The 19406-nt window shown below is 72.3% G+C and carries 21 protein-coding genes; 14 read left to right on the forward strand and 7 right to left on the reverse strand.

What is annotated here, in order from left to right:
- Nucleotides 1–197 precede the first annotated feature (197 nt).
- Nucleotides 198–1556: a phosphoglucosamine mutase gene (gene glmM, locus OG709_RS21845; RefSeq protein WP_250299334.1), complete on the forward strand. Its 1359-nt coding sequence runs from the start codon at nucleotides 198–200 to the stop codon at nucleotides 1554–1556.
- An 88-nt stretch (nucleotides 1557–1644) separates the two neighbouring features.
- Here glmM and OG709_RS21850 read toward each other — a convergent pair whose 3' ends face one another.
- Together OG709_RS21850 and coaA are read right to left on the reverse strand one after the other, a co-directional pair.
- A complete protein-coding gene (locus OG709_RS21850; RefSeq protein WP_250299335.1) occupies nucleotides 1645–2589 on the reverse strand; it encodes a DUF389 domain-containing protein in 945 nt (314 codons plus the stop codon).
- A gap of 18 nt (nucleotides 2590–2607) precedes the next feature.
- Nucleotides 2608–3606, reverse strand: a complete 999-nt coding sequence (gene coaA, locus OG709_RS21855) for a type I pantothenate kinase (protein ID WP_401276271.1) — start codon at nucleotides 3604–3606, stop codon at nucleotides 2608–2610.
- Between the two features lie 138 nt (nucleotides 3607–3744).
- Between coaA and glmS the strand changes: the two genes are divergently transcribed.
- From glmS to OG709_RS21890, 7 genes are all read left to right on the forward strand, one after another.
- Nucleotides 3745–5592, forward strand: coding sequence for a glutamine--fructose-6-phosphate transaminase (isomerizing) (glmS, locus tag OG709_RS21860; RefSeq protein ID WP_329167529.1), 1848 nt, complete (start codon nucleotides 3745–3747; stop codon nucleotides 5590–5592).
- A complete protein-coding gene (locus tag OG709_RS21865) occupies nucleotides 5589–5957 on the forward strand; it encodes a holo-ACP synthase (RefSeq protein WP_250299344.1) in 369 nt (122 codons plus the stop codon). Before glmS ends, OG709_RS21865 begins: the two co-directional genes overlap by 4 nt.
- Before the next feature lie 3 nt (nucleotides 5958–5960).
- Entirely contained in the window at nucleotides 5961–7379 is a 1419-nt protein-coding gene (locus OG709_RS21870; RefSeq protein WP_250299346.1) for an NAD(P)H-hydrate dehydratase, read from the forward strand.
- 87 nt (nucleotides 7380–7466) lie between these two features.
- Nucleotides 7467–8690 (forward strand): alanine racemase, encoded by a 1224-nt coding sequence (gene alr / locus OG709_RS21875; RefSeq protein ID WP_250299571.1) that lies wholly within the window; start codon nucleotides 7467–7469, stop codon nucleotides 8688–8690.
- 45 nt (nucleotides 8691–8735) lie between these two features.
- On the forward strand, nucleotides 8736–9950 hold the full coding sequence (locus OG709_RS21880) for an alpha/beta fold hydrolase (RefSeq protein WP_266641333.1): 1215 nt from the start codon (nucleotides 8736–8738) through the stop codon (nucleotides 9948–9950).
- Nucleotides 9922–10482, forward strand: coding sequence for a tRNA (adenosine(37)-N6)-threonylcarbamoyltransferase complex ATPase subunit type 1 TsaE (tsaE, locus tag OG709_RS21885; protein WP_250299350.1), 561 nt, complete (start codon nucleotides 9922–9924; stop codon nucleotides 10480–10482). The genes OG709_RS21880 and tsaE overlap by 29 nt, the downstream gene beginning before the upstream one ends.
- A gap of 157 nt (nucleotides 10483–10639) precedes the next feature.
- Nucleotides 10640–10804 carry a hypothetical protein gene (locus OG709_RS21890; RefSeq protein WP_250299352.1) on the forward strand — a complete coding sequence of 55 codons (165 nt, stop codon included), beginning with the start codon at nucleotides 10640–10642 and terminating at the stop codon, nucleotides 10802–10804.
- Between the two features lie 99 nt (nucleotides 10805–10903).
- Here the strand turns inward: OG709_RS21890 and OG709_RS21895 are convergent, their stop codons facing one another.
- A complete protein-coding gene (locus OG709_RS21895) occupies nucleotides 10904–11458 on the reverse strand; it encodes a hypothetical protein (protein WP_250299353.1) in 555 nt (184 codons plus the stop codon).
- A gap of 108 nt (nucleotides 11459–11566) precedes the next feature.
- Between OG709_RS21895 and tsaB the strand changes: the two genes are divergently transcribed.
- The 4 genes from tsaB to OG709_RS21915 are packed head-to-tail and all read left to right on the forward strand — an operon-like array spanning nucleotide 11567 to nucleotide 14142.
- On the forward strand, nucleotides 11567–12250 hold the full coding sequence (tsaB, locus tag OG709_RS21900) for a tRNA (adenosine(37)-N6)-threonylcarbamoyltransferase complex dimerization subunit type 1 TsaB (protein WP_250299360.1): 684 nt from the start codon (nucleotides 11567–11569) through the stop codon (nucleotides 12248–12250).
- A 20-nt stretch (nucleotides 12251–12270) separates the two neighbouring features.
- Nucleotides 12271–12774, forward strand: coding sequence for a ribosomal protein S18-alanine N-acetyltransferase (gene rimI, locus OG709_RS21905; protein WP_250299572.1), 504 nt, complete (start codon nucleotides 12271–12273; stop codon nucleotides 12772–12774).
- On the forward strand, nucleotides 12767–13888 hold the full coding sequence (gene tsaD, locus OG709_RS21910; protein WP_250299368.1) for a tRNA (adenosine(37)-N6)-threonylcarbamoyltransferase complex transferase subunit TsaD: 1122 nt from the start codon (nucleotides 12767–12769) through the stop codon (nucleotides 13886–13888). Before rimI ends, tsaD begins: the two co-directional genes overlap by 8 nt.
- The gene (locus tag OG709_RS21915) at nucleotides 13885–14142 is read left to right on the forward strand and encodes a hypothetical protein (protein ID WP_326694204.1); all 258 of its coding nucleotides are present in this window, start codon (nucleotides 13885–13887) and stop codon (nucleotides 14140–14142) included. The genes tsaD and OG709_RS21915 overlap by 4 nt, the downstream gene beginning before the upstream one ends.
- Nucleotides 14143–14188: 46 nt before the next feature.
- Here the strand turns inward: OG709_RS21915 and OG709_RS21920 are convergent, their stop codons facing one another.
- Nucleotides 14189–14908, reverse strand: a complete 720-nt coding sequence (locus OG709_RS21920; protein ID WP_326694203.1) for a TetR/AcrR family transcriptional regulator — start codon at nucleotides 14906–14908, stop codon at nucleotides 14189–14191.
- A gap of 129 nt (nucleotides 14909–15037) precedes the next feature.
- Between OG709_RS21920 and OG709_RS21925 the strand changes: the two genes are divergently transcribed.
- Complete coding sequence (locus tag OG709_RS21925) at nucleotides 15038–15715, forward strand: hypothetical protein (protein WP_326694202.1); 678 nt, start codon at nucleotides 15038–15040, stop codon at nucleotides 15713–15715.
- 51 nt (nucleotides 15716–15766) lie between these two features.
- Here OG709_RS21925 and OG709_RS21930 read toward each other — a convergent pair whose 3' ends face one another.
- Nucleotides 15767–17398, reverse strand: coding sequence for an alpha/beta hydrolase (locus OG709_RS21930; RefSeq protein WP_329167536.1), 1632 nt, complete (start codon nucleotides 17396–17398; stop codon nucleotides 15767–15769).
- A 157-nt stretch (nucleotides 17399–17555) separates the two neighbouring features.
- Here OG709_RS21930 and OG709_RS21935 point away from each other — a divergent pair, with 157 nt between their 5' ends.
- Nucleotides 17556–17921: a hypothetical protein gene (locus OG709_RS21935; protein WP_250299375.1), complete on the forward strand. Its 366-nt coding sequence runs from the start codon at nucleotides 17556–17558 to the stop codon at nucleotides 17919–17921.
- On the opposite strand, the gene OG709_RS21940 is transcribed toward OG709_RS21935, so the two are convergent.
- Together OG709_RS21940 and OG709_RS21945 are read right to left on the reverse strand one after the other, a co-directional pair.
- A complete protein-coding gene (locus OG709_RS21940; protein WP_329167538.1) occupies nucleotides 17905–19149 on the reverse strand; it encodes a class I SAM-dependent methyltransferase in 1245 nt (414 codons plus the stop codon). The genes OG709_RS21935 and OG709_RS21940 overlap by 17 nt on opposite strands.
- Nucleotides 19146–19382: a hypothetical protein gene (locus OG709_RS21945; RefSeq protein ID WP_406113987.1), complete on the reverse strand. Its 237-nt coding sequence runs from the start codon at nucleotides 19380–19382 to the stop codon at nucleotides 19146–19148. The genes OG709_RS21940 and OG709_RS21945 overlap by 4 nt, the downstream gene beginning before the upstream one ends.
- Nucleotides 19383–19406 lie beyond the last annotated feature (24 nt).

Below are 19406 nucleotides of genomic sequence, written 5' to 3' on the forward strand. Positions count from 1 at the left end.
ATGCACGACCCTGTTCGTATGACGTTCGCCCCGGCGGCACCTTCTGTGCTGCCGGGGCGTTCGTTTATCGGGCCCCCCGGCGTATAACGGCACAAGGCGTCGTACAAGGCGTCGCACGAGGCGTCGTACGAGACGTTCAAGGCGTTCAGGGCGCTCGGGGACCCGTATTTTCGGAGCTTTCTTTCGGAGGACAGCAAGTGGGACGACTCTTCGGCACGGACGGTGTGCGCGGTGTCGCCAACGTGGATCTGACGGCGGAGCTCGCGCTCGGCCTCTCGGTCGCCGCGGCGCACGTACTCGCAGAGGCGGGCACGTTCGAGGGCCATCGGCCCAAGGCGGTGGTCGGACGAGATCCGCGCGCGTCCGGAGAGTTCCTGGAGGCCGCCGTCGTCGCGGGCCTCGCGAGCGCGGGCGTGGACGTCCTGCGCGTCGGTGTGCTGCCCACCCCCGCGGTGGCGTATCTCACCGGTGCGCTCGGTGCCGACTTCGGCGTGATGCTCTCCGCCAGTCACAACGCCATGCCGGACAACGGCGTCAAGTTCTTCGCCCGCGGCGGTCACAAGCTCGCCGACGAGCTGGAGGACCGGATCGAGACGGTCTACGACCAGCACCGCGGCGGCGAGCCGTGGGAGCGGCCGACCGGCGCGGGTGTGGGCCGGGTACACACGTACGACGAAGGCTTCGACCAGTACGTCGCCCACCTCATCGCGGTCCTGCCCAACCGGCTCGACGGCCTCAAGGTCGTCCTCGACGAGGCGCACGGCGCGGCCTCCCGGGTCTCGCCCGAGGCGTTCACCCGGGCCGGGGCCGAGGTCGTCACCCTGGGCGCCGAGCCCGACGGGCTGAACATCAACGACAACTGCGGCTCGACCCACCTGGACCTGATCAAGGCCGCGGTCGTCGAGCACGGCGCCGCCTTCGGCATCGCGCACGACGGCGACGCCGACCGCTGCCTCGCCGTGGACGCGTCCGGCGAAGAGGTGGACGGGGACCAGATCCTCGCCGTGCTGGCCCTCGCCATGCGTGAGGCGGGCACCCTGCGCGGGAACGCCGTGGTGGGCACCGTGATGTCCAACCTCGGCTTCAAGATCGCCATGCAGCGTGAGGGCATCGAGCTGGTCGAGACCGCGGTGGGCGACCGCTATGTGCTGGAGTCGATGAAGGAGCACGGCTACGCGCTGGGTGGCGAGCAGTCAGGCCACGTCATCGTGCTGGACCACGCGACGACCGGCGACGGCACCCTGACCGGTCTGATGCTGGCCGCCCGGGTGGCGGCCACCGGCCGTTCGCTCGCCGAGCTGGCGGGCGTGATGGAGCGGCTGCCGCAGGTCCTGATCAACGTCCCGGACGTGGACAAGTCGCGGGTCACCACCTCCGCCCAGCTGATGACCGCCGTCGCCGAGGCCGAGCGCGAGCTGGGCTCGACCGGCCGCGTACTGCTCCGCCCCTCGGGCACGGAGCCGCTGGTACGGGTCATGGTCGAGGCGGCGGACATCGAGCAGGCCCGGTCGGTGGCCGGACGGCTGGCCGACGTGGTCAAGTCGGCGCTGGGGTAGGTCCCGCCCGCCGCGGTCCTTTCGCCGCCCCGCCCCGCCCGCCGTGCTGCGGGCGGGGCGGTGTGCGTACGGCAACCGGACGGCTGGTTCAGCCGGCCGGTTGTGGCGTACGGCGGCGGCGTGCCGACTGCAGGGCCTTCTGCACCAGCAGGGTCAGCGTGCCCGCGAGCACGATCCCGCCGAGGTTCGCCATCAGCTGGCCGACCGAACCCCAAGTCTGCGCGTAATCGCGGTAGTTGAACGCCACCGCGGCATTCGCGGCGGCCGGTACGGTCGTCACCGAGATGGCCACACCGATCAGGGCCCCGGACTTCGCCGAGGTGAGCGAGAGCGTTCCCGCGATGCCGGCGAGGAACGCCACCACGAAGGACATCCAGTTCGGCTGCCAGATGAACGACGTGTTGGGGCGGTCCGCCTCGATCATCTGCATCGTGAAGAGCCCGAAGGCGTTCATCATCCAGGCGAACCCGGCCGTCAGCGCCATCGCCGACGCGAACCCGCCGATCAGTGCCCACAGCGACCGGACCACCAGGCGTGGAGCACGCTGCACGATCGCCGTCGAGATCCCCGCCAGCGGGCCGAAATCGGGGCCGACCGCCATCGCGCCCACGATCAGGATCGAGTTGTCGAGCATCACACCGCAGGCGGCGAGCATCGTCGCCACGGCCATGAACGCCACATAGGTGATGCTGAACGTGGACTCCTCGTCGGTCGCCTTGGTCAGCTCCTCCCACAGCACCGCGTCCGATCCCTCGCCGGGCGCATCGGCCTCGGCCTTGTCGGCGAACGCGGAGAGCGTCAGGTCCATGTTCTCCAGCGTGATCGACCCCTCCCGGTCGATGCCGAGTCCGCGCAGCGCGCCGATCAGATCGTCGCCCGCCTCGCGCGCCACATCGCACATCACCACGTCGCCCTGCGGATCGTGGGCCACACCGGGCAGCACCACGAGGTGCGTGGTGCCCACGGTGTCCCGCACCAGGCGCAGCACCTCGTCCGTACGGTCGGTGGGCACGATCAGGCGCAGATGCAGCACGCGGGTACTCCCGGGGGGTCAGAGCTTGCGGAGCGAGAGGCGCTGGACCTTGTGGTCCGGTCCTTTGCGCACGACGAGGGTGGCACGGCTGCGCGTCGGCGCCACATTCTCCACCAGATTGGGCTTGTTGATGGTCCGCCACATGGTGCGGGCGTACTCCAGCGCCTCCTCCTCGGAGACCTGTGTGTACTTCCTGAAGTACGAACAGGGGTCCTGGAACGCGGTCTCGCGCAGCTTCCGGAAGCGGTTGAGGTACCAGGTCTCGATGTCCTCGGTGCGCGCGTCGACGTACACGGAGAAGTCGAAGTAGTCGGCGAGTCCGACCCGGGTGCGGCCGTCGCTGCCGGGGAGCGCGGGCTGGAGCACGTTCAGCCCCTCGACGATCAGGATGTCCGGGCGGCGCACGGTCAGCCGCTCGCCGGGCACGATGTCGTAGATCAGGTGCGAGTAGACGGGGGCGGTGACCTCGTCCCGGCCGGACTTCACGTCCGCGACGAACCGGGTGAGGGCGCGGCGGTCGTACGACTCGGGGAATCCCTTGCGGGCCATGAGCCCGCGCCGCTTCAGCTCGGCCATCGGGTGGAGGAACCCGTCGGTGGTGATCAGCTCGACGTGCGGGTGCTCGGGCCAGCGGGCGAGCAGCGCCTGGAGGAGCCGGGCGACGGTGGACTTGCCGACCGCCACGCTCCCCGCGACGCCTATGACGAAGGGCGTGCCGTGCTGGGTGCCGTGGCCGTTGCCCGCGTCGCCGAGGAAGGTGTTGAGCGCGCCGCGCAGCCCGTCCGACGCCTGGACGTACAGATTCAGCAGCCGCGACAGCGGGAGGTAGATGTCCCGCACCTCGTCGAGATCTATCACGTCGCCGAGCCCGCGCAGCTGCTCGACCTCCTCGGCGGTCAGCGGCAGCGGCGTCTTCTCCCGCAGGGCGCTCCATTCGGTACGGGTGAGGTCCACGTACGGGGTCGGCTCGGCCCGGCGGTGGGACCGGTGGACGTTTCGTGGCGGCGAATCGATCACCCGTTCATTGTCGGGGGTGTGAGCCGATGGTGGAGGGTGGGGTGGGTCACGTGGGGCGGCCGGGCGGGCCGGGTGAGCGGCCGTCGGGGCGGTGCGCGGATACCGGCCTCGCGGGCAGGTCCGCCGTAGGCTGCCGACATGTGCGGAATCGTGGGGTACGTCGGCGGGCAGTCGGCGCTGGATGTTGTCATCGCGGGTCTCAAACGGCTGGAGTACCGGGGCTACGACTCGGCCGGGGTGGCCGTGCTCGCGGACGGCGGGCTGGCAGCCGCGAAGAAGGCCGGGAAGCTCGTCAATCTGGAGAAGGAGCTGGTCGAGCGGCCCTTGCCCGCCGGGTCGACCGGGATCGGGCACACCCGGTGGGCGACGCACGGTGCGCCCAACGACGACAACGCGCATCCGCATCTGGACAACGCGGGGCGGGTCGCGGTCGTGCACAACGGGATCATCGAGAACTTCGCGGCGCTCCGTGACGAACTGGCCGGACGCGGACACGACTTGGCGTCGGAGACCGACACCGAGGTGGTGGCCCACCTGCTCGCCGAGGCGTACTCCTCGTGCGGGGACCTGGCGGAGGCGATGCGTCAGGTGTGCAGGCGGCTCGACGGGGCGTTCACCCTGGTCGCGGTGCACGCGGACGAACCGGACGTGGTGGTCGGCGCGCGGCGGAACTCCCCCCTGGTGGTGGGCGTCGGGGAGGGCGAGGCCTTCCTCGCCTCGGACGTGGCCGCGTTCATCGCCCATACCCGGTCCGCGATCGAACTGGGGCAGGACCAGGTGGTGGAGCTCCGCCGGGACGGGGTGCTCGTCACCGACTTCGAGGGGGCGCCGGCCGAGACCCGTGCGTACCACGTGGACTGGGACGCGTCGGCGGCGGAGAAGGGGGGTTACGACTACTTCATGCTCAAGGAGATCGCCGAACAGCCGAAGGCGGTCGCCGACACCCTGCTGGGACGGATCGACGCCGGCGGGCTGCTGACCCTCGACGAGGTGCGGATTCCCGCCGGTGTGCTGCGGGAGGTCGACAAGGTCGTCATCGTGGCCTGCGGGACCGCGTACCACGCAGGGATGATCGCCAAGTACGCGATCGAGCACTGGACGCGGATCCCCTGCGAGACCGAACTGGCCAGCGAGTTCCGCTACCGGGACCCGATCCTCGACCAGCAGACGCTGGTGATCGCCATTTCGCAGTCCGGCGAGACCATGGACACGCTGATGGCGCTGCGCCATGCCCGCGAGCAGGGCGCGAAGGTGCTGGCCATCTGCAACACCAACGGGTCGACCATTCCCCGGGAATCGGACGCGGTGCTCTACACGCACGCGGGCCCTGAGGTCGCCGTCGCCTCGACCAAGGCGTTCCTCACCCAACTGGTGGCGTGCTACCTCGTGGCGCTGTACCTGGGGCAGGTGCGCGGGACGAAGTGGGCGGACGAGATCAGGGTGGTCGTCCGTGAGCTGTCCGAGATCTCGGGACAGGTCGAGCGGGTGCTGGAGACCATGGGCCCGGTGCGGGAGTTGGCGCGGTCACTGGCCGGCAAGCGCACGGTGCTGTTCGTCGGCCGCCACGTCGGGTACCCGGTGGCGCTGGAGGGCGCGCTCAAGCTGAAGGAGCTGGCGTACATGCACGCCGAGGGGTTCGCGGCGGGTGAGCTCAAGCACGGCCCCATCGCGCTGATCGAGGACGATCTGCCGGTGGTCGTGGTGGTGCCGTCGCCGCGCGGCCGGTCGGTGCTGCACGGGAAGATGGTGTCGAACATCCAGGAGATCAGGGCCCGTGGGGCGCGCACGATCGTGATCGCGGAGGAGGGGGACGAGGCCGTGGTGCCGTACGCGGACCATCTCGTCCGGATCCCGGCCACGCCCACGCTGCTGCAGCCGCTGGTGGCGGCCGTCCCGTTGCAGGTCTTCGCCTGCGAACTGGCGACCGCGCGCGGCAACGAGGTCGACCAGCCGCGCAACCTCGCGAAGTCGGTGACGGTCGAATGATTGTCGGGGTCGGGATCGACGTCGCCGAGATCGAACGGTTCGCCGCAGCTCTGGAGCGGACCCCGCAGATGGCCGAACGGCTCTTCCTGCCGGGGGAGTTGATACTTCCCGGCGGTGAACGGCGGGGTATCGCCTCACTGGCTGCCCGGTTCGCCGCCAAGGAGGCGCTGGCGAAGGCGCTCGGGGCGCCCAGCGGGCTGCGCTGGACGGACGCCGAGGTGTTCGTGGAGGACAGCGGGCGGCCCAGGCTTCGGGTCAGCGGCACGGTGGCGGCGCGCGCCGCCGAGCTGGGGGTGCAGTCGTGGCATGTCTCGCTCAGCCATGACGCGGGAGTGGCCTCCGCCGTCGTGATCGCGGAGGGTTGAGGTATGCGTACTGCTTACAGCGTGGAGACCGTACGAACCGCCGAGCGCGAACTGATGGCCCGGCTGCCGGAGGGCGCCCTCATGCAGCGGGCCGCCGCCGGCCTTGCCGCGGCCTGCGCGGACCTGCTGGGACGGGTGTACGGCGCCAGGGTCGTGCTCCTCGTCGGGAGCGGGGACAACGGCGGGGACGCCCTGTACGCGGGGGCCCGGCTCGCCCGGCGCGGTGCGGGGGTGGCGGCGGTGCTGCTGGCCCCCGACCGGGCCCACCCGGGCGGGCTGCGGGCGCTGCTCGCGGCCGGTGGGCGGGTCGACGACGTCTCGGTGATCGGCCGCGCCGACCTGGTGGTCGACGGGATCACCGGCATCGGCGGCCGGGGCGGTCTGCGGCCGGACGCGGTGGCCGCGCTGTGGGCGGTGTCCGACGCGGTCCCGGTGGTCGCCGTGGACCTGCCGAGCGGGGTGTCCGCCGACACCGGTGAGGTCGTCGGCGAGGCGGTGCGGGCGGACGCGACGGTCACCTTCGGGGCGTACAAGCCGGGGCTGCTCATCGACCCGGCCGCCGAGTACGCCGGGGCGGTGCGGCTCGTCGACATCGGGCTCGACCTGCCCGTCGTACCGGAGCTCGAAGCGCTCCAGTACGCGGACGTGGCGGCCCTGCTGCCGATGCCTTCCGCCGAGAGCGACAAGTACCGGCGCGGCGTCGTCGGCATCGTCGCCGGGTCGGCGCGCTATCCCGGCGCCGCGGTGCTCGCGGTGGCGGGCGCGCTGCGGGGCGGTGCGGGCGCGGTGCGGTACGTGGGCCCGGCGGCGGACGCGGTGATCGCGCGGTTCCCCGAGACGCTGGTGCACGCCGGGCCGCCGTCGAAGGCCGGACGGGTGCAGGCCTGGGTGGTGGGACCGGGGCTCGGGGACGACGTGTCGGCGGTCGACGAGATCCTGGCCTCCGACGTCCCGGTCCTGGTGGACGCCGACGGGCTGCGGCTGCTGGACGCCGCGGCCGTACGGGCCCGGTCGGCGCCCACCCTGCTCACCCCGCACGCGGGCGAGGCGGCGGCGCTGCTGGAGGTGTCGCGCGAGGAGGTCGAGGGCGCCCGGCTGTCGTCGGTGCGGGCGCTGGCCTCGCGGTACGGGGCGACGGTCCTGCTCAAGGGCTCCACCACGCTCGTCGCGGCGCCCTCGGGGGACACCCCGGTTCGGGTGAATCCGACCGGCACACCGTGGCTGGCCACCGCGGGCAGCGGCGATGTGCTGTCGGGCCTCGCGGGCTCGCTGCTCGCGGCGGGTCTCGACGCGCGGGACGCGGGTTCGGCCGCGGCCTATCTGCACGGCCTGGCGGCCCGCCGGGCGTCCGGCGGGGCGTCCGTGGTGGCGCAGGACGTGGCGGACGGTATCGCGGGGGCCTGGCGGGATGTCTGCGGGTGAGAGCGGTGCGGGTCCGGCGCCGGCCGGACAGGTCCTGAGTCCCTGCCCGCGCTCTGAGAGACTGTCGACGCGATGACTGACACCCCCATGCGAGCGCGCGCCGAGATCGATCTCGCAGCTCTGCGCGCCAATGTTCACGCTCTGCGCGCCCGCGCGCCCCGTGCCCAGCTGATGGCTGTGGTCAAGGCGGACGCCTACGGGCACGGCATGGTGCCCTGTGCCAGGGCCGCCCTGCAGGCCGGTGCGAACTGGCTCGGCACCGCCACCCCGCAGGAGGCCCTCGCGCTGCGCGCCGCGGGAATCGACAGCAGGCTGCTCTGCTGGCTGTGGACGCCCGGCGGGCCGTGGCGGGAGGCCGTCGAGGCCGATATCGACGTGTCCGTGGGCGGGATGTGGGCGCTCGACGAGGTACGGGAGGCGGCGCGGGCGAGCGGTCGCACGGCGCGGGTCCAGCTCAAGGCCGACACCGGCCTCGGGCGGGGCGGCTGCCAGCCCGCCGACTGGCCGGAACTGGTCGCTGCGGCGGTCGCCGCCGAGGCGGCCGGGCTGATCCGGGTCACCGGGATCTGGTCGCACTACGCCTGCGCGGACGAGCCGGGCCACCCGTCGATCGCCCCGCAGACGGCCCGCTTCGACGAGGCCGTCGCGTACGCGGAGAAGGCGGGCCTGCGCCCCGAGGTCCGGCACATCGCCAACTCACCGGCGGTGCTGACCCTGCCCGGCTCGCACTACGACCTGATCCGCCCCGGCGTCGCGCTGTACGGCATCTCGCCCGTTCCGCAGCTCGGCAGCGCCGCCGACTTCGGCCTGCGCCCGGTGATGACGCTCAGCGCCCGCCTCGGCCTGGTCAAGCGGGTCCCGGCGGGCCACGGCGTCAGCTACGGCCACCACTACGTCACCTCCGCCGACACCACCCTGGGCCTGGTCCCGCTCGGATACGCGGACGGCATCCCCCGGCACGCCTCGGGCCGGGGCCCGGTGCTGGTCGGCGGCGCGTGGCGGCGGGTGGCCGGACGGATCGCCATGGACCAGTTCGTGGTGGATCTGGACGGGGACGCGCTCCTGCCGGGCGCGGAGGCCGTGCTGTTCGGCCCGGGTGACCGGGGCGAGCCGACCGCGGAGGACTGGGCGGAGGCGGCGGACACGATCGCGTACGAGATCGTCACCCGCATCGGTTCCCGGGTGGACCGCGTGTACGTCGACGGGGACCCGGAAGGCCCGGTGAACGGGGATCCGGCCGGTGCGGTGATCAGGACCCCGGAAGGCCCGCGGGATCCGGCCGGCCAGGGCGACGACCGGACGGACCACTAGACGACCGCTGTACGACCGCTGTACGACCACGAGGAGAGCGGCACGGTGAGCGAGAGCACCAGCGCGGATGTGGCCGGGGCCGTCGCGGCGGGCGCCAACTGGCGCCGGGCCGGGGGCTTCGCCGGTGCCGCCATCGGCGTGCTCGCGGCCGGGGCCGCGGCGGGCGTGGCCGTCGAGCGGCTGACCGTCGGCCGCGGCATGCGCAAGAAGGCACGGCTCGCCCTGGACGCGTCGGGGCCGTACGGCTCCCTGCGCGGCATGCCGGGCCGGGCGGTCGCCGACGACGGCACGGAGATCTACTACGAGGTGGACGAGACCGGCCCGGAGGCCTCCGGGCCCGCCCCCCGGCTACCCGGTCGCCGGGCCGCCCGTCCCGTCACGGTCGTCTTCTCGCACGGCTACTGCCTCGGCCAGGACTCCTGGCACTTCCAGCGCGCGGCGCTGCGCGGCGTCGTCCGTACCGTCCACTGGGACCAGCGCAGCCACGGCCGGTCACAGCGTGGCCGGGCGCAGGCCGACGGCGTACCGGTCACCATCGACCAGCTCGGCCGCGACCTGAAGGCGGTCATCGACGCGGCGGCGCCCGAGGGGGACCTGGTCCTGGTGGGGCACTCGATGGGCGGCATGACGATGATGGCGCTCGGCGACCAGTTCCCCGCGCTGGTACGCGAGCGGGTGGTCGGCGCCGCCTTCGTCGGCACCTCCTGCGGGAAGCTCGGCGAGGTGAGCTTCGGGCTGCCCGTGGCGGGGGTGAACGCGGTACGCAGGGTGCTCCCCGGCGTACTGAAGGCGCTCGGCTCCCAGACGGAGCTGGTGGAGCGGGGACGGCGTGCCACCGCCGATCTGTTCGCCGGTCTGATCAAGCGGTACTCCTTCGGTTCGAAGGATGTCGACCCCGGGGTGGCCCGGTTCGCCGAGCGGCTGATCGAGGGGACGCCGATCGACGTGGTCGCGGAGTTCTACCCGGCCTTCACCGATCACGACAAGGCGGACGCGCTGGCCGCGGTCTTCGCCGAGGTGCCCGCGCTCGTCCTGGCGGGCGACAACGACCTGGTGACACCCAGCGCGCACAGCGAGGTCGTCGCCGACCTGCTGCCCGGTTCCGAGCTGGTCATCGTCCCGGACGCCGGGCACCTGGTCATGCTCGAACACCCCGAGGTCGTCACCGATCGGCTGGCCGCGCTGCTGGCCCGGGTCGGCGTGGTGCCGGCAGCCGCTAACGTTGGACCGTATGGAAGCCCCGCACAGCCCGGCAGCTGATCCGGCCGCCGCGTTCGCCACCCGCCTGACCGTCGATTCCCCCCGCCGCATGCAGGAGCTGGGCCGCCGCCTGGCCGCTCTGCTGCGCCCCGGTGACCTGGTGATGCTCTCCGGGGAGCTCGGCGCGGGCAAGACCACGCTGACGCGCGGCCTGGGCGAGGGCCTGGGCGTGCGCGGCGCGGTCACGTCCCCGACCTTCGTCATCGCCCGCGTCCACCCGCCGCTGGGTGACGGTCCCGCGCTGGTGCACGTGGACGCGTACCGCCTCGGCGGCGGTCTCGACGAGATGGAGGACCTGGACCTCGACGTCTCGCTGCCCGACTCGGTGATCGTGGTCGAGTGGGGGGACGGGAAGGTCGAGGAGCTGTCCGACGACCGGCTGCGGGTGGTCATCGAACGGGGCGTCGGGGACACCGACGACGACCGCCGTGTGGTCACGCTCAGCGGGATCGGCGGACGGTGGGGGCAGGACGAACTGACGGGGCTGCTGGGACACGAGGGGAACCAGCCGCACGAGGGCCAGGACGGCTGACGGCTCCGCGCCCGGCGTCCCGTGCCGGACGGCCGCCGCGCTCCGTACTTTCCGACAAGCCGTCGGCAAGGTGTTGCACAGATCCCACCAGGCGTGGTCACATGGATGGCAAGACCTGGTTAGGTCTACCTAACCACGCCTGACCGAGGAGGCAGCCATGTCCGCGTCGGAGACCGAAGCGCAGTCGCCGTCCCCCCTGTCGATGCGCGATCTGCTCGCCTCCTGCGAGGCGGCCAGCGCCGTGTCCACACCACCGCGAGCCCCGGAGCCCGATCCCGGGGCCGACGTGGTGGAGCCCGAGGAGCAGCGCGACGCCGCGTAATCCGTACGGGTCACGCGGGACAGCGGGCCGAGGGGCTCCGCGGCCTGCCCTGCGCCTGACGGCCCCTGCCTGTCCCTGATGGCTTTCCCGCCCGTTCCGCTACAGGACGACGACGACCTTCGTGCCGTACGTCGCCAGCGGCCACATCGCGTCGCCGTCCTCCCGCGACATCCGGATCCCGCCGGTCTTCTGGGTCGGGTCCGGACTCGCCATGGAGCCGTCCACCGCCGCGCTGAAGCCGATCGTCACCCCGTTGACGCTCGCGAACCGGACCACGTGCTCGATCCGCACCCCGTCGGAACCGGGGATGTTCCCCGAGCGGGACTGCACCCCGTAGATGCCCACCGGCGGATTCACCGTGCTCGGCATGACCTTGAAGGTCCGCGTGCCGGAGTCGGAGACCAGCCATACCCGCTTCTCCGACAGCGAGTACACGACGCGGGTGCCGGTTCCGGAGTGCGGGGGCACGGCGGCGGGGCCGTGCGGTTTCTTCGGAGTGCCTCCGGGGTGCGCCGGGGCGCTGGCCGAGACCGAGGGCTTGGGGGCCGCCAGGCTGTCAGGGGCGTTCGCGGACGCCTGGTAGGCGAGGAAACCCACCGTGACGAGCGCTGCCCCGGTGAGCCCGGCCACGATTCCCGAGCTGCTCCTTGACACCTGAGGCTCCTCATTTCTTCGTACGTACGAATTCTCGGTGACGTTAGCAGCAGGAGGCTGACGGGACGGGGCGCCGTGCCTCCGCCACAGGAGCCGTAGGCTGTTTGCGTGCTCTTGCTCGCCGTTGATACCGCCACGCCCGCCGTCACCGCCGCCCTCCACGACGGCACCTCCGTCGTCGCCGAAACCAGCAGGACCGACGCCCGCCGGCACGGGGAGCTGCTGCTGCCCGCCGTCGACCAGGTCCTCGCCGAGGCCGGACTCACGCTCGACGCCGTCACGGACATCGTCGTCGGGGTCGGCCCGGGACCGTACACCGGACTGCGCGTCGGCCTGGTGACAGCCGCCACATTCGGCTCCGTCCTGGGGGTGCCGGTCCACGGGCTGTGCACGTTGGACGGCCTCGCGTACGCCTCCGGGCTGGAGGGCCCCTTCGTCGTCGCGACGGACGCCCGGCGCAAGGAGGTCTACTGGGCGCGGTACGACGGCTGCCGTACGCGCCTGGGCGAGCCCGCGGTCGACCGGCCCGCCGACATCGCCGAACAGGTCGCCGGGGTGCCCGCGGTGGGAGCCGGGGCGCTGCTCTACCCCGGGACCTTTCCGGACGCCCGCGCTCCCGAGCACGTCCCGGCGGGGGCGCTCGCCGCGCTGGCCGCGGAGAAACTGGCCGCTGCGGGACCGGCCGCGGGGGACGGGACGGCCGTGGCCGGCTTCCTCCCGGTCACCCCCCTCTACCTGCGGCGTCCCGACGCGCAGGTGCCCAAGAACTACAAGGTGGTCACCCCGCAGTGACCGCCCCCGTACTGCGCGAGATGCGCTGGTGGGACATTGCTCCCGTACTGGATCTCGAACACGAGCTGTTTCCCGAGGACGCCTGGTCCGAGGGCATGTTCTGGTCGGAGCTCGCCCATGCGCGCGGGCCCGCCGCGACCCGCCGATACGTGGTCGCGGAGGCCGGCGAGCGGATCGTCGGCTACGCCGGGCTGGCGGCCGTCGGCGGCACCGGGGACGTCCAGACCATCGCGTCGGCCCGTGACCGGTGGGGCTCCGGCCTCGGCGCCGAACTGCTCGGCGACCTCCTCAGGCACGCCACCGCCTTCGAATGCGCCGAACTGCTCCTCGAAGTGCGGGTCGACAACATCCGCGCCCAGAAACTCTACGAACGCTTCGGCTTCGAGCCCATCGGCTTCCGCCGCGGCTACTACCAGCCGGGCAATGTGGACGCGCTCGTGATGCGCCTCGACCTGCACCCGGAAGCGGACCTCGCACAGGGACCCGAAACGGACCTCGCACAAGGAACAGAGACCCATGGCTGACGAACCTCTCGTACTCGGTATCGAGACCTCCTGCGACGAGACGGGCGTCGGCATCGTCCGCGGTACGACGCTGCTCGCCGACGCCGTGGCTTCGAGCGTCGACACGCACGCCCGTTTCGGCGGTGTGGTGCCGGAGATCGCCTCCCGGGCGCATCTGGAGGCGATGGTTCCGACCATCGAACGCGCGCTGAAGGAGGCCGGGATCGCCGCCAGGGACCTGGACGGCATCGCGGTCACGGCGGGGCCCGGCCTCGCCGGGGCGCTGCTGGTCGGTGTCTCGGCGGCGAAGGCGTACGCGTACGCCCTGGGCAAGCCGCTGTACGGCGTCAACCACCTGGCCTCGCACATCTGCGTCGACCAGCTCGAACACGGACCGCTGCCCGAGCCGACGATGGCCCTGCTGGTCTCGGGCGGGCACTCGTCGCTGCTGCTCGCGCCGGACATCACCGCGGACGTACGGCCGCTGGGCGCCACCATCGACGACGCGGCGGGCGAGGCGTTCGACAAGATCGCGCGGGTGCTGAACCTCGGGTTCCCGGGCGGCCCGGTCATCGACCGGCTGGCGAAGGAGGGCGACCCGAAGGCGATCGCGTTCCCGCGCGGTCTCACCGGCTCGCGCGACCCCGCGTACGACTTCTCGTTCTCCGGACTGAAGACCTCCGTGGCGCGGTGGATCGAGGCGAAGCGCGCGGCGGGCGAAGAGGTCCCGGTACGTGATGTCGCGGCGTCCTTCCAGGAGGCCGTCGTCGACGTCCTCACCCGCAAGGCCGTCCGCGCCTGCAAGGACGAGGGTGTCGACCACCTGATGATCGGCGGCGGTGTCGCCGCCAACTCCCGGCTGCGCGCGCTCGCCCAGGAGCGCTGCGAACGGGCGGGCGTCCGGCTGCGGGTGCCGCGTCCGGGGCTCTGCACGGACAACGGCGCGATGGTGGCGGCGCTCGGCGCGGAGATGGTGGCGCGGAACAGGGCCGCGTCGGACTGGGACCTGTCGGCGGACTCCTCGCTGCCGGTGACGGACCCGCACGTCCCGGGGACGGGCCAGGGGCACGCGCACGGCCACGCCGTCGATCACGACCACGTGCACGAGATCAGCAAGGAGAACCTCTACCCGTGACGGTCGCACTGATGTGGGAGGCCCGCGCCGCGGACGGCCGGGGCGCCGAACTGCTGGCATGGGCGCGGGCGCAGGTGCTCGACGGGCAGCCGCTGCGCCGCGAGTTCCTGCGCGCCCCGCAGGACCGGGTGCTCGTCCTCACCTGGTGGGACGCCCCCTACGACGCGGATCTGCCGGAACTCCCGGAGCCCGCAGCCGAGTTGGTCACCCGCGCGGTGCACCGCTGGCGCTTCGAATCGGTGGCGGCGGAGTAGTCCGGCTCTTCCGGCGCGCCCGCGCCGGGCGCCGCGTCAGGCGGGTTCAGCGCTTGCTCAGCAGCCCCTCGATGACCGCGTCGAGCTGCTCCGCGATGTCGTACGACTCCGTCATCTCGCGCCAGCGGTCCGCCAGCGCGGTGAGGTGCGGCAGTTCGGCGGCGTCCTCGGCCGTGAGCAGTTCGGGGAAGAGGCGCCCGTCCCCGGGCTGTTCGGCGGCGCGTTTCGCCAGGGCGTTGCGGAAGACGAGGTCGCCGTAGGCGCAGTGCCAGATGGTGCGGTACGCGCGCACTGCCTGGGTCTCACTCAGTCCGCAGGCCAGACCCGAGCCGATGATCTCGTCGACCATCCACAGCGCGGACTTGTCGGTGAGCTCGCCGAGGGTGAGGATCTCCACCACCCAGGGGATCTGCAGCAGTACGTCATGCATGTGAACCGAGACGGCGAGCATCCGCGCGCGCGGATCCGACGGGAGTTCGGGGCGGGGGAAGCCGTCCGCGATTCCGGCCAGGGTGAGCATCAACAGCTCGTCCTTGTCGCGCACATGGTGGTAGAGCGCCATCGGGGTGACGCCGACCTCTTTGGCGACCCGACGCATGGACAGGGTGTCGACGCCCTCCTCCTCGATGATGCGGCGGGCGATCCCGACGATCTTCTCCGGCTCGACCCGACGCGGCCGTCCGACAGCTCGCTTGGCGGTCGGACCTGCCTCGCCGTGTGTTCCCCGCTGTGTTCCGGTCGCCGCCGCGCTCTCGTCTCCTGGCACTCGCCCATTCTCCATCTCCCTTCTCCCGTTGTTTCTGTACGCGTACAATAATCTGTGCGGGATGAGGAACTCACCGCCTTTCCGAACGAAGCTGATCCCGGCCCCATGCGCTCGCTAGAGTCTGGTGCCGTGTCACTCCCGGATCTCGACCCCGCCCGCCGATACGCCCTCGCGCGGCAGTTGATGAACACGCTGGAAGCCGAATTCCCGGGTTCCGTAGCCGAGTTGCGGGGTTCGCTCGCCTCGGGTGCGGCGGATCCGTACAGCGACATCGATCTCGCCTGGACCGTGCCCGACGCGGATTTCGACGCCTGTCTGGCGGGCGTCGAGGCCTGCCTGGGACGTGTGCGGGACGTCGCTTCGCTGCGCAGCGACCCCGATCTCCAGCGGTCGCGCAAACGGCGGCTGCTGTTCGTCGCGTTCCGGGATCTGCCGCTGTTCTGGCGGCTGGACCTGGAGATCTCGGCGCGATCGGTGGCCGGAGACCCCGCGTACGACCGCGACAACCCGGCGGCGCGCGGCGACGACTGGTCCGCCGCAGCCAGCGCGCTCGCCAATGCCGTGGCCGTCGTCAAAGCGGTGCTGCGCCAACGGCCGGACGTGGCAGCAGGGTTGCTGGAGCGCGGTCTGCGGCGGGTCGGTGTGGCCGGGGACGCGGCAGTGGCGGCAGCAGAAGCAGGGACGGCGAGCGGGCGCTGGCAGGCGGGTGTCGTACGGCTCGCCGATGCGGCCGTACGGCACGAGCCCGCCCAGCGCCCCCTCGCCGACCGGGTCAGACGTCTCGCCGCGGAACTGCTGGAGCCCTGAGCGGCGCCCCTCCCGGGCACACCCGCGAGGGGCGGACGCCAGGCGCTCGCGTCACGAACAGCTCGTCCCGTACGCCGGGACCTTCCCGTCCAGCAGATACGCGTTCGCCGTGCCGTCGATGCACGCGCTGCCCTTGCCGTACGAGCAGTGTCCCTCGCCGCCCTTCCAGCTCACCAGCACGCCCACGCCCCGGCCGAGCCGGTGTGCCATCCGCTCGGCGCCGCCGTACGGGGTCGCGGGGTCGCCCGTGTTGCCGATGACCAGGATCGGCGGGGCGCCGTCGGCGTTCACCTCCATGCGCTTCGTGGCCCCCTCGACCGGCCAGTACGTGCACTGGTTCAGCGCCCAGGCGAACTGTGCGCCGAACAGCGGGGACGCCTTGCGGTAGGCGGGCAACTGCCGCTGGATCTCCGCCTGCTGGACCGGCACGCCGAAGTCCGCGCAGCTGGTCGCCGAGAAGACGTTGTTGCTGTTCGCGTAGTGGCCCTTGGCGTCGCGGCCCGTCATCTGGTCGGCCACGGCCAGCAGCGCGGACGGGTCGTGGCTGCGGAGATACCCGGCCACCGCGCGGGAGATTCCCGACCAGCCGGAGGCTGGGGAGTACAGCGCGCCCTCGATCGCGGTGAGTGCCAGCGAGTCGTTGAGCTTCCGGCCGCCCGGGGCGGTCGCGGGGTGCTTCTCCAGACCGGACACCAGGTCGATCAGTACCTGCTCGACCGCCTTCGGGGTGGAGCGGTGCAGCGGGCAGAGGTACGTGGCGGCCACGCAGGCCCGCGCGTAGTGGTCCAGGGCCAGTTGGAAGCCCTTGAGCTGGTAGAGCGCCCCGTCCTCGTAGTCCTTGTCGGGGTTCATGACACCGTCGAGAACCATCCGGCCGACCTGCTGCGGGAAGAGGTGGGCGTAGGTCGCGCCCAGTTCCGTACCGTAGGAGAAGCCGTAGTAGTTCAGCTTCTCGTCCCCGACGGCCGCGCGGATCCGGTCCAGGTCCCGGGCCACATCGGTGGTCCGCAGGTGGGGGAGGAGCGGGCCGGACTTCTGCTCGCACCGCGTCGCGAAGTTCCGGGTGGCGTCCATCCAGGCCTTGGCCTCGGCCGGGGTGTCCGGGGTGGAGTCGACGGCGTTCAGCGCGTCGGTCTCCCGGTCGGTGAGGCAGTGCACGGGGGCGCTGTTGCCGACCCCGCGCGGATCGAAACTCACCAGGTCGTAACGGGTGTTGAGCTTCGCGAAGGTGGGGCCGAAGGCGGGCAGCGCGTCGACCCCGGAGCCGCCGGGGCCGCCGAAGTTGTAGACCAGCGAGCCGAGGCGCTTGCCGGGGCCGGTGGCGCGGTGCCGGATCAGGGCCAGCGGGACGGTCCTGCCGCCGGGGGCGGCGTAGTCGAGCGGGACGTCCAGGGTGGCGCAGGTCCACCCGGCGCCGGGCGCCTTGCCGCCGCCCTGGTCCACGGAGGGTGCGGGGCAGGCGGCCCAGACCGGCCGCTGGTGCGGCTTCGCCGGGGTGGTGGCGGCTGCCGTGCCGCCGAGCAGCAGGGACGTGGCGGTCGCGCAGCCCACCGCGCAGCCCACCGCGCGGACCACGGCCCGGCGGAGCGGCCGGGCGTACGGCTCGCGGTACGGCCTGCGGGGCGACGAGCGATGGGGCTTACGGGACGTCACATTACGCGGCGTCACATCATGAGGCGTCATGTCGATCATCTTCGGGTGACCGTGCCCGTCGCGCCTCGCGCACGGGCCGTACGGGGGACCCCCGGGCACCCCCGTGAGTTGTCCACAGGCCTACGGCTCCGGACGCACCTGCGCGTAACCTGGAATCGGACACGTACTCCAGGGGGAGGGGTCGCAAGTGCAGTGGTTCTGGTGGGTATTCGCCTTCTTCATGGTGGGCGGTTTCGGCTGGATCGCCGACGCCGGCCGCACCGCGCTGCGCACACGCCACGAGCGCAGGATGGAACGGCTGGAGACGGCCGAGCGGGAACGACGGGAGATCGAGGCCGCGCACAGACCGCCCGAGCCGGTCTGCGGCTGCACGCACCATCTCGCCAAGCACGACCGGCAGGGCAAGTGCCACGAGACCGTCGAGATACCGACGGCCTGGGACGAGAACAAGAAGCCGGTGGGTTTCGAGCCCGGCGTCTGCAACTGCCAGCAGTACGTGGGACCGCAGCCGCTCTCCCAGGTCTACGCGGACGAGCTCACCGACCTGGCGTGACCGCCGTCGCGGGCCGCCCGACGAGCATGGTGGGTGCGCCCGCGACCCGGGTGAGGAAGACCGTCGCCGCGTTCGGCCCCTGTGGCTTCACCTTGCGGCGCACCTCTTCCGGCTCGACCGCCGAACCGCGCTTCTTGACGGTCAGGTTGCCCACCTCCCGCTCGCGCAGCAGGGCCTTCAGCTTCTTCAGACCGAAGGGGAGGGCGTCGGTGATCTCGTAGGCGGTCGCGTACGGCGTGGGGCGCAGCTCGTCCGCCGTGATGTACGCGATCGTCTCGTCGATCAGCCCGCCGTCCAGCTCCTCGGCGGCCTCGGCGACCAGATGGGCGCGGATGACGGCGCCGTCCGGCTCGTACAGGTACCGGCCGAACGGCCGGACCGGCGGGTCGGGCAGACCGCGGCCGGTGAGGACCGCGCCGGAGGGGAGCAGGGTGGCGCGGCGCAGCCCCGGTCGCGTACCGAACCAGAGCACCGCCTCCTTGACGTCCCCGCCGTCCGAGATCCACTCCGCCTCGGCGTCCGCGGGGATCATCTCGTGCGGGATGCCGGGGGCGATCTTGATGGCTCCGGTACCGCCGCGTACCGCCTCGGTCGCCCAGGACAGCGGTGGTGAGTACGCCTCGGGGTTGAAGATCCGGCCCCGCCCGCCACGGCGTGCGGGGTCGACGAAGACTGCGCCGTGCGAGGCGGTGTCGGACGGGGCGGTGCCGGACGGAGCGGCGTTGGACGGCGCGCTGTACGGGGCCGTGTCGATCTCCTGCACGTCCGCGCAGCGCACCTCGATCAGGTCGCTGAGGCCGAGGGCGACGGCGTTGGCCCCGGCCACGGCCGCCGTCAGCGGATCGCGGTCGACCGCCAGTACGGAGATCCCGGCGCGGGCGAGCGCGATCGCGTCCCCGCCGATGCCGCAGCAGAGGTCGGCGACGCTGCGTACATCCAGCTCGGCCAGGCGGCGGGCGCGGTGTTCGGCGACGGAGCGGCGGGTGGACTGCTCGACACCGTTGGGCGTGAAGAACATCCGGTACGCGTCCTCGGCCCCGAACTTCGCCACCGCCCGCTGCCGCAGCCGGGCCTGGGCCAGCGCGGCCGTGACCAGTTCGGCCGGGTACGCGCGGCGCAGCCGGGTGGCGACGGCCAGTTCCTGCGCGGGGTCGTAGTCCCGCAGGGATGCCAGCAGGGCGGGGCCCTCGTCGGTGAGCAGCGCGGAGAAGGAGTCGAGGTCGGTCACCGGTCCATTGTGGGCCTTGACCGGTAGAGCGAGTCGAGGGCGATGCTCATGGGGAAGGGGACGGCGAGCCGCCGCACCACCTGGCTGTGGAAGCCGGTCTGCGGCGACCTCATGACGAGCGCTCCGTCGATGAGCTCGAACCGCGGTGCCGACGGAGGAATCCGGTCCGGATCGTCCACCGTCCAACCGCCGGGCGGTGGAGGGAACCAGTCGGGGAGCGGTTCCGCGGTCATGGCGGCAACGGTGGCGGCGCTCGG

This window comes from Streptomyces sp. NBC_01267 (genome assembly GCF_036241575.1).
Lineage (GTDB): Bacteria > Actinomycetota > Actinomycetes > Streptomycetales > Streptomycetaceae > Streptomyces.

What these genes read in the sequence shown, in the direction of transcription:
- alr (WP_250299571.1), top strand. Translation starts at nt 7,467, where the DNA reads ATGCGAGCGCGCGCCGAGATCGATCTCGCAGCTCTGCGCGCCAATGTT.
- OG709_RS21890 (WP_250299352.1), top strand. Translation starts at nt 10,640, where the DNA reads ATGTCCGCGTCGGAGACCGAAGCGCAGTCGCCGTCCCCCCTGTCGATG.
- rimI (WP_250299572.1), top strand. Translation starts at nt 12,271, where the DNA reads ATGCGCTGGTGGGACATTGCTCCCGTACTGGATCTCGAACACGAGCTG.
- tsaD (WP_250299368.1), top strand. Translation starts at nt 12,767, where the DNA reads ATGGCTGACGAACCTCTCGTACTCGGTATCGAGACCTCCTGCGACGAG.
- OG709_RS21945 (WP_406113987.1), bottom strand. Translation starts at nt 19,382, where the DNA reads ATGACCGCGGAACCGCTCCCCGACTGGTTCCCTCCACCGCCCGGCGGT.
- OG709_RS21870 (WP_250299346.1), top strand. Translation starts at nt 5,961, where the DNA reads ATGCGTACTGCTTACAGCGTGGAGACCGTACGAACCGCCGAGCGCGAA.
- tsaE (WP_250299350.1), top strand. Translation starts at nt 9,922, where the DNA reads ATGGAAGCCCCGCACAGCCCGGCAGCTGATCCGGCCGCCGCGTTCGCC.
- OG709_RS21865 (WP_250299344.1), top strand. Translation starts at nt 5,589, where the DNA reads ATGATTGTCGGGGTCGGGATCGACGTCGCCGAGATCGAACGGTTCGCC.
- glmS (WP_329167529.1), top strand. Translation starts at nt 3,745, where the DNA reads ATGTGCGGAATCGTGGGGTACGTCGGCGGGCAGTCGGCGCTGGATGTT.
- OG709_RS21930 (WP_329167536.1), bottom strand. Translation starts at nt 17,398, where the DNA reads ATGACGCCTCATGATGTGACGCCGCGTAATGTGACGTCCCGTAAGCCC.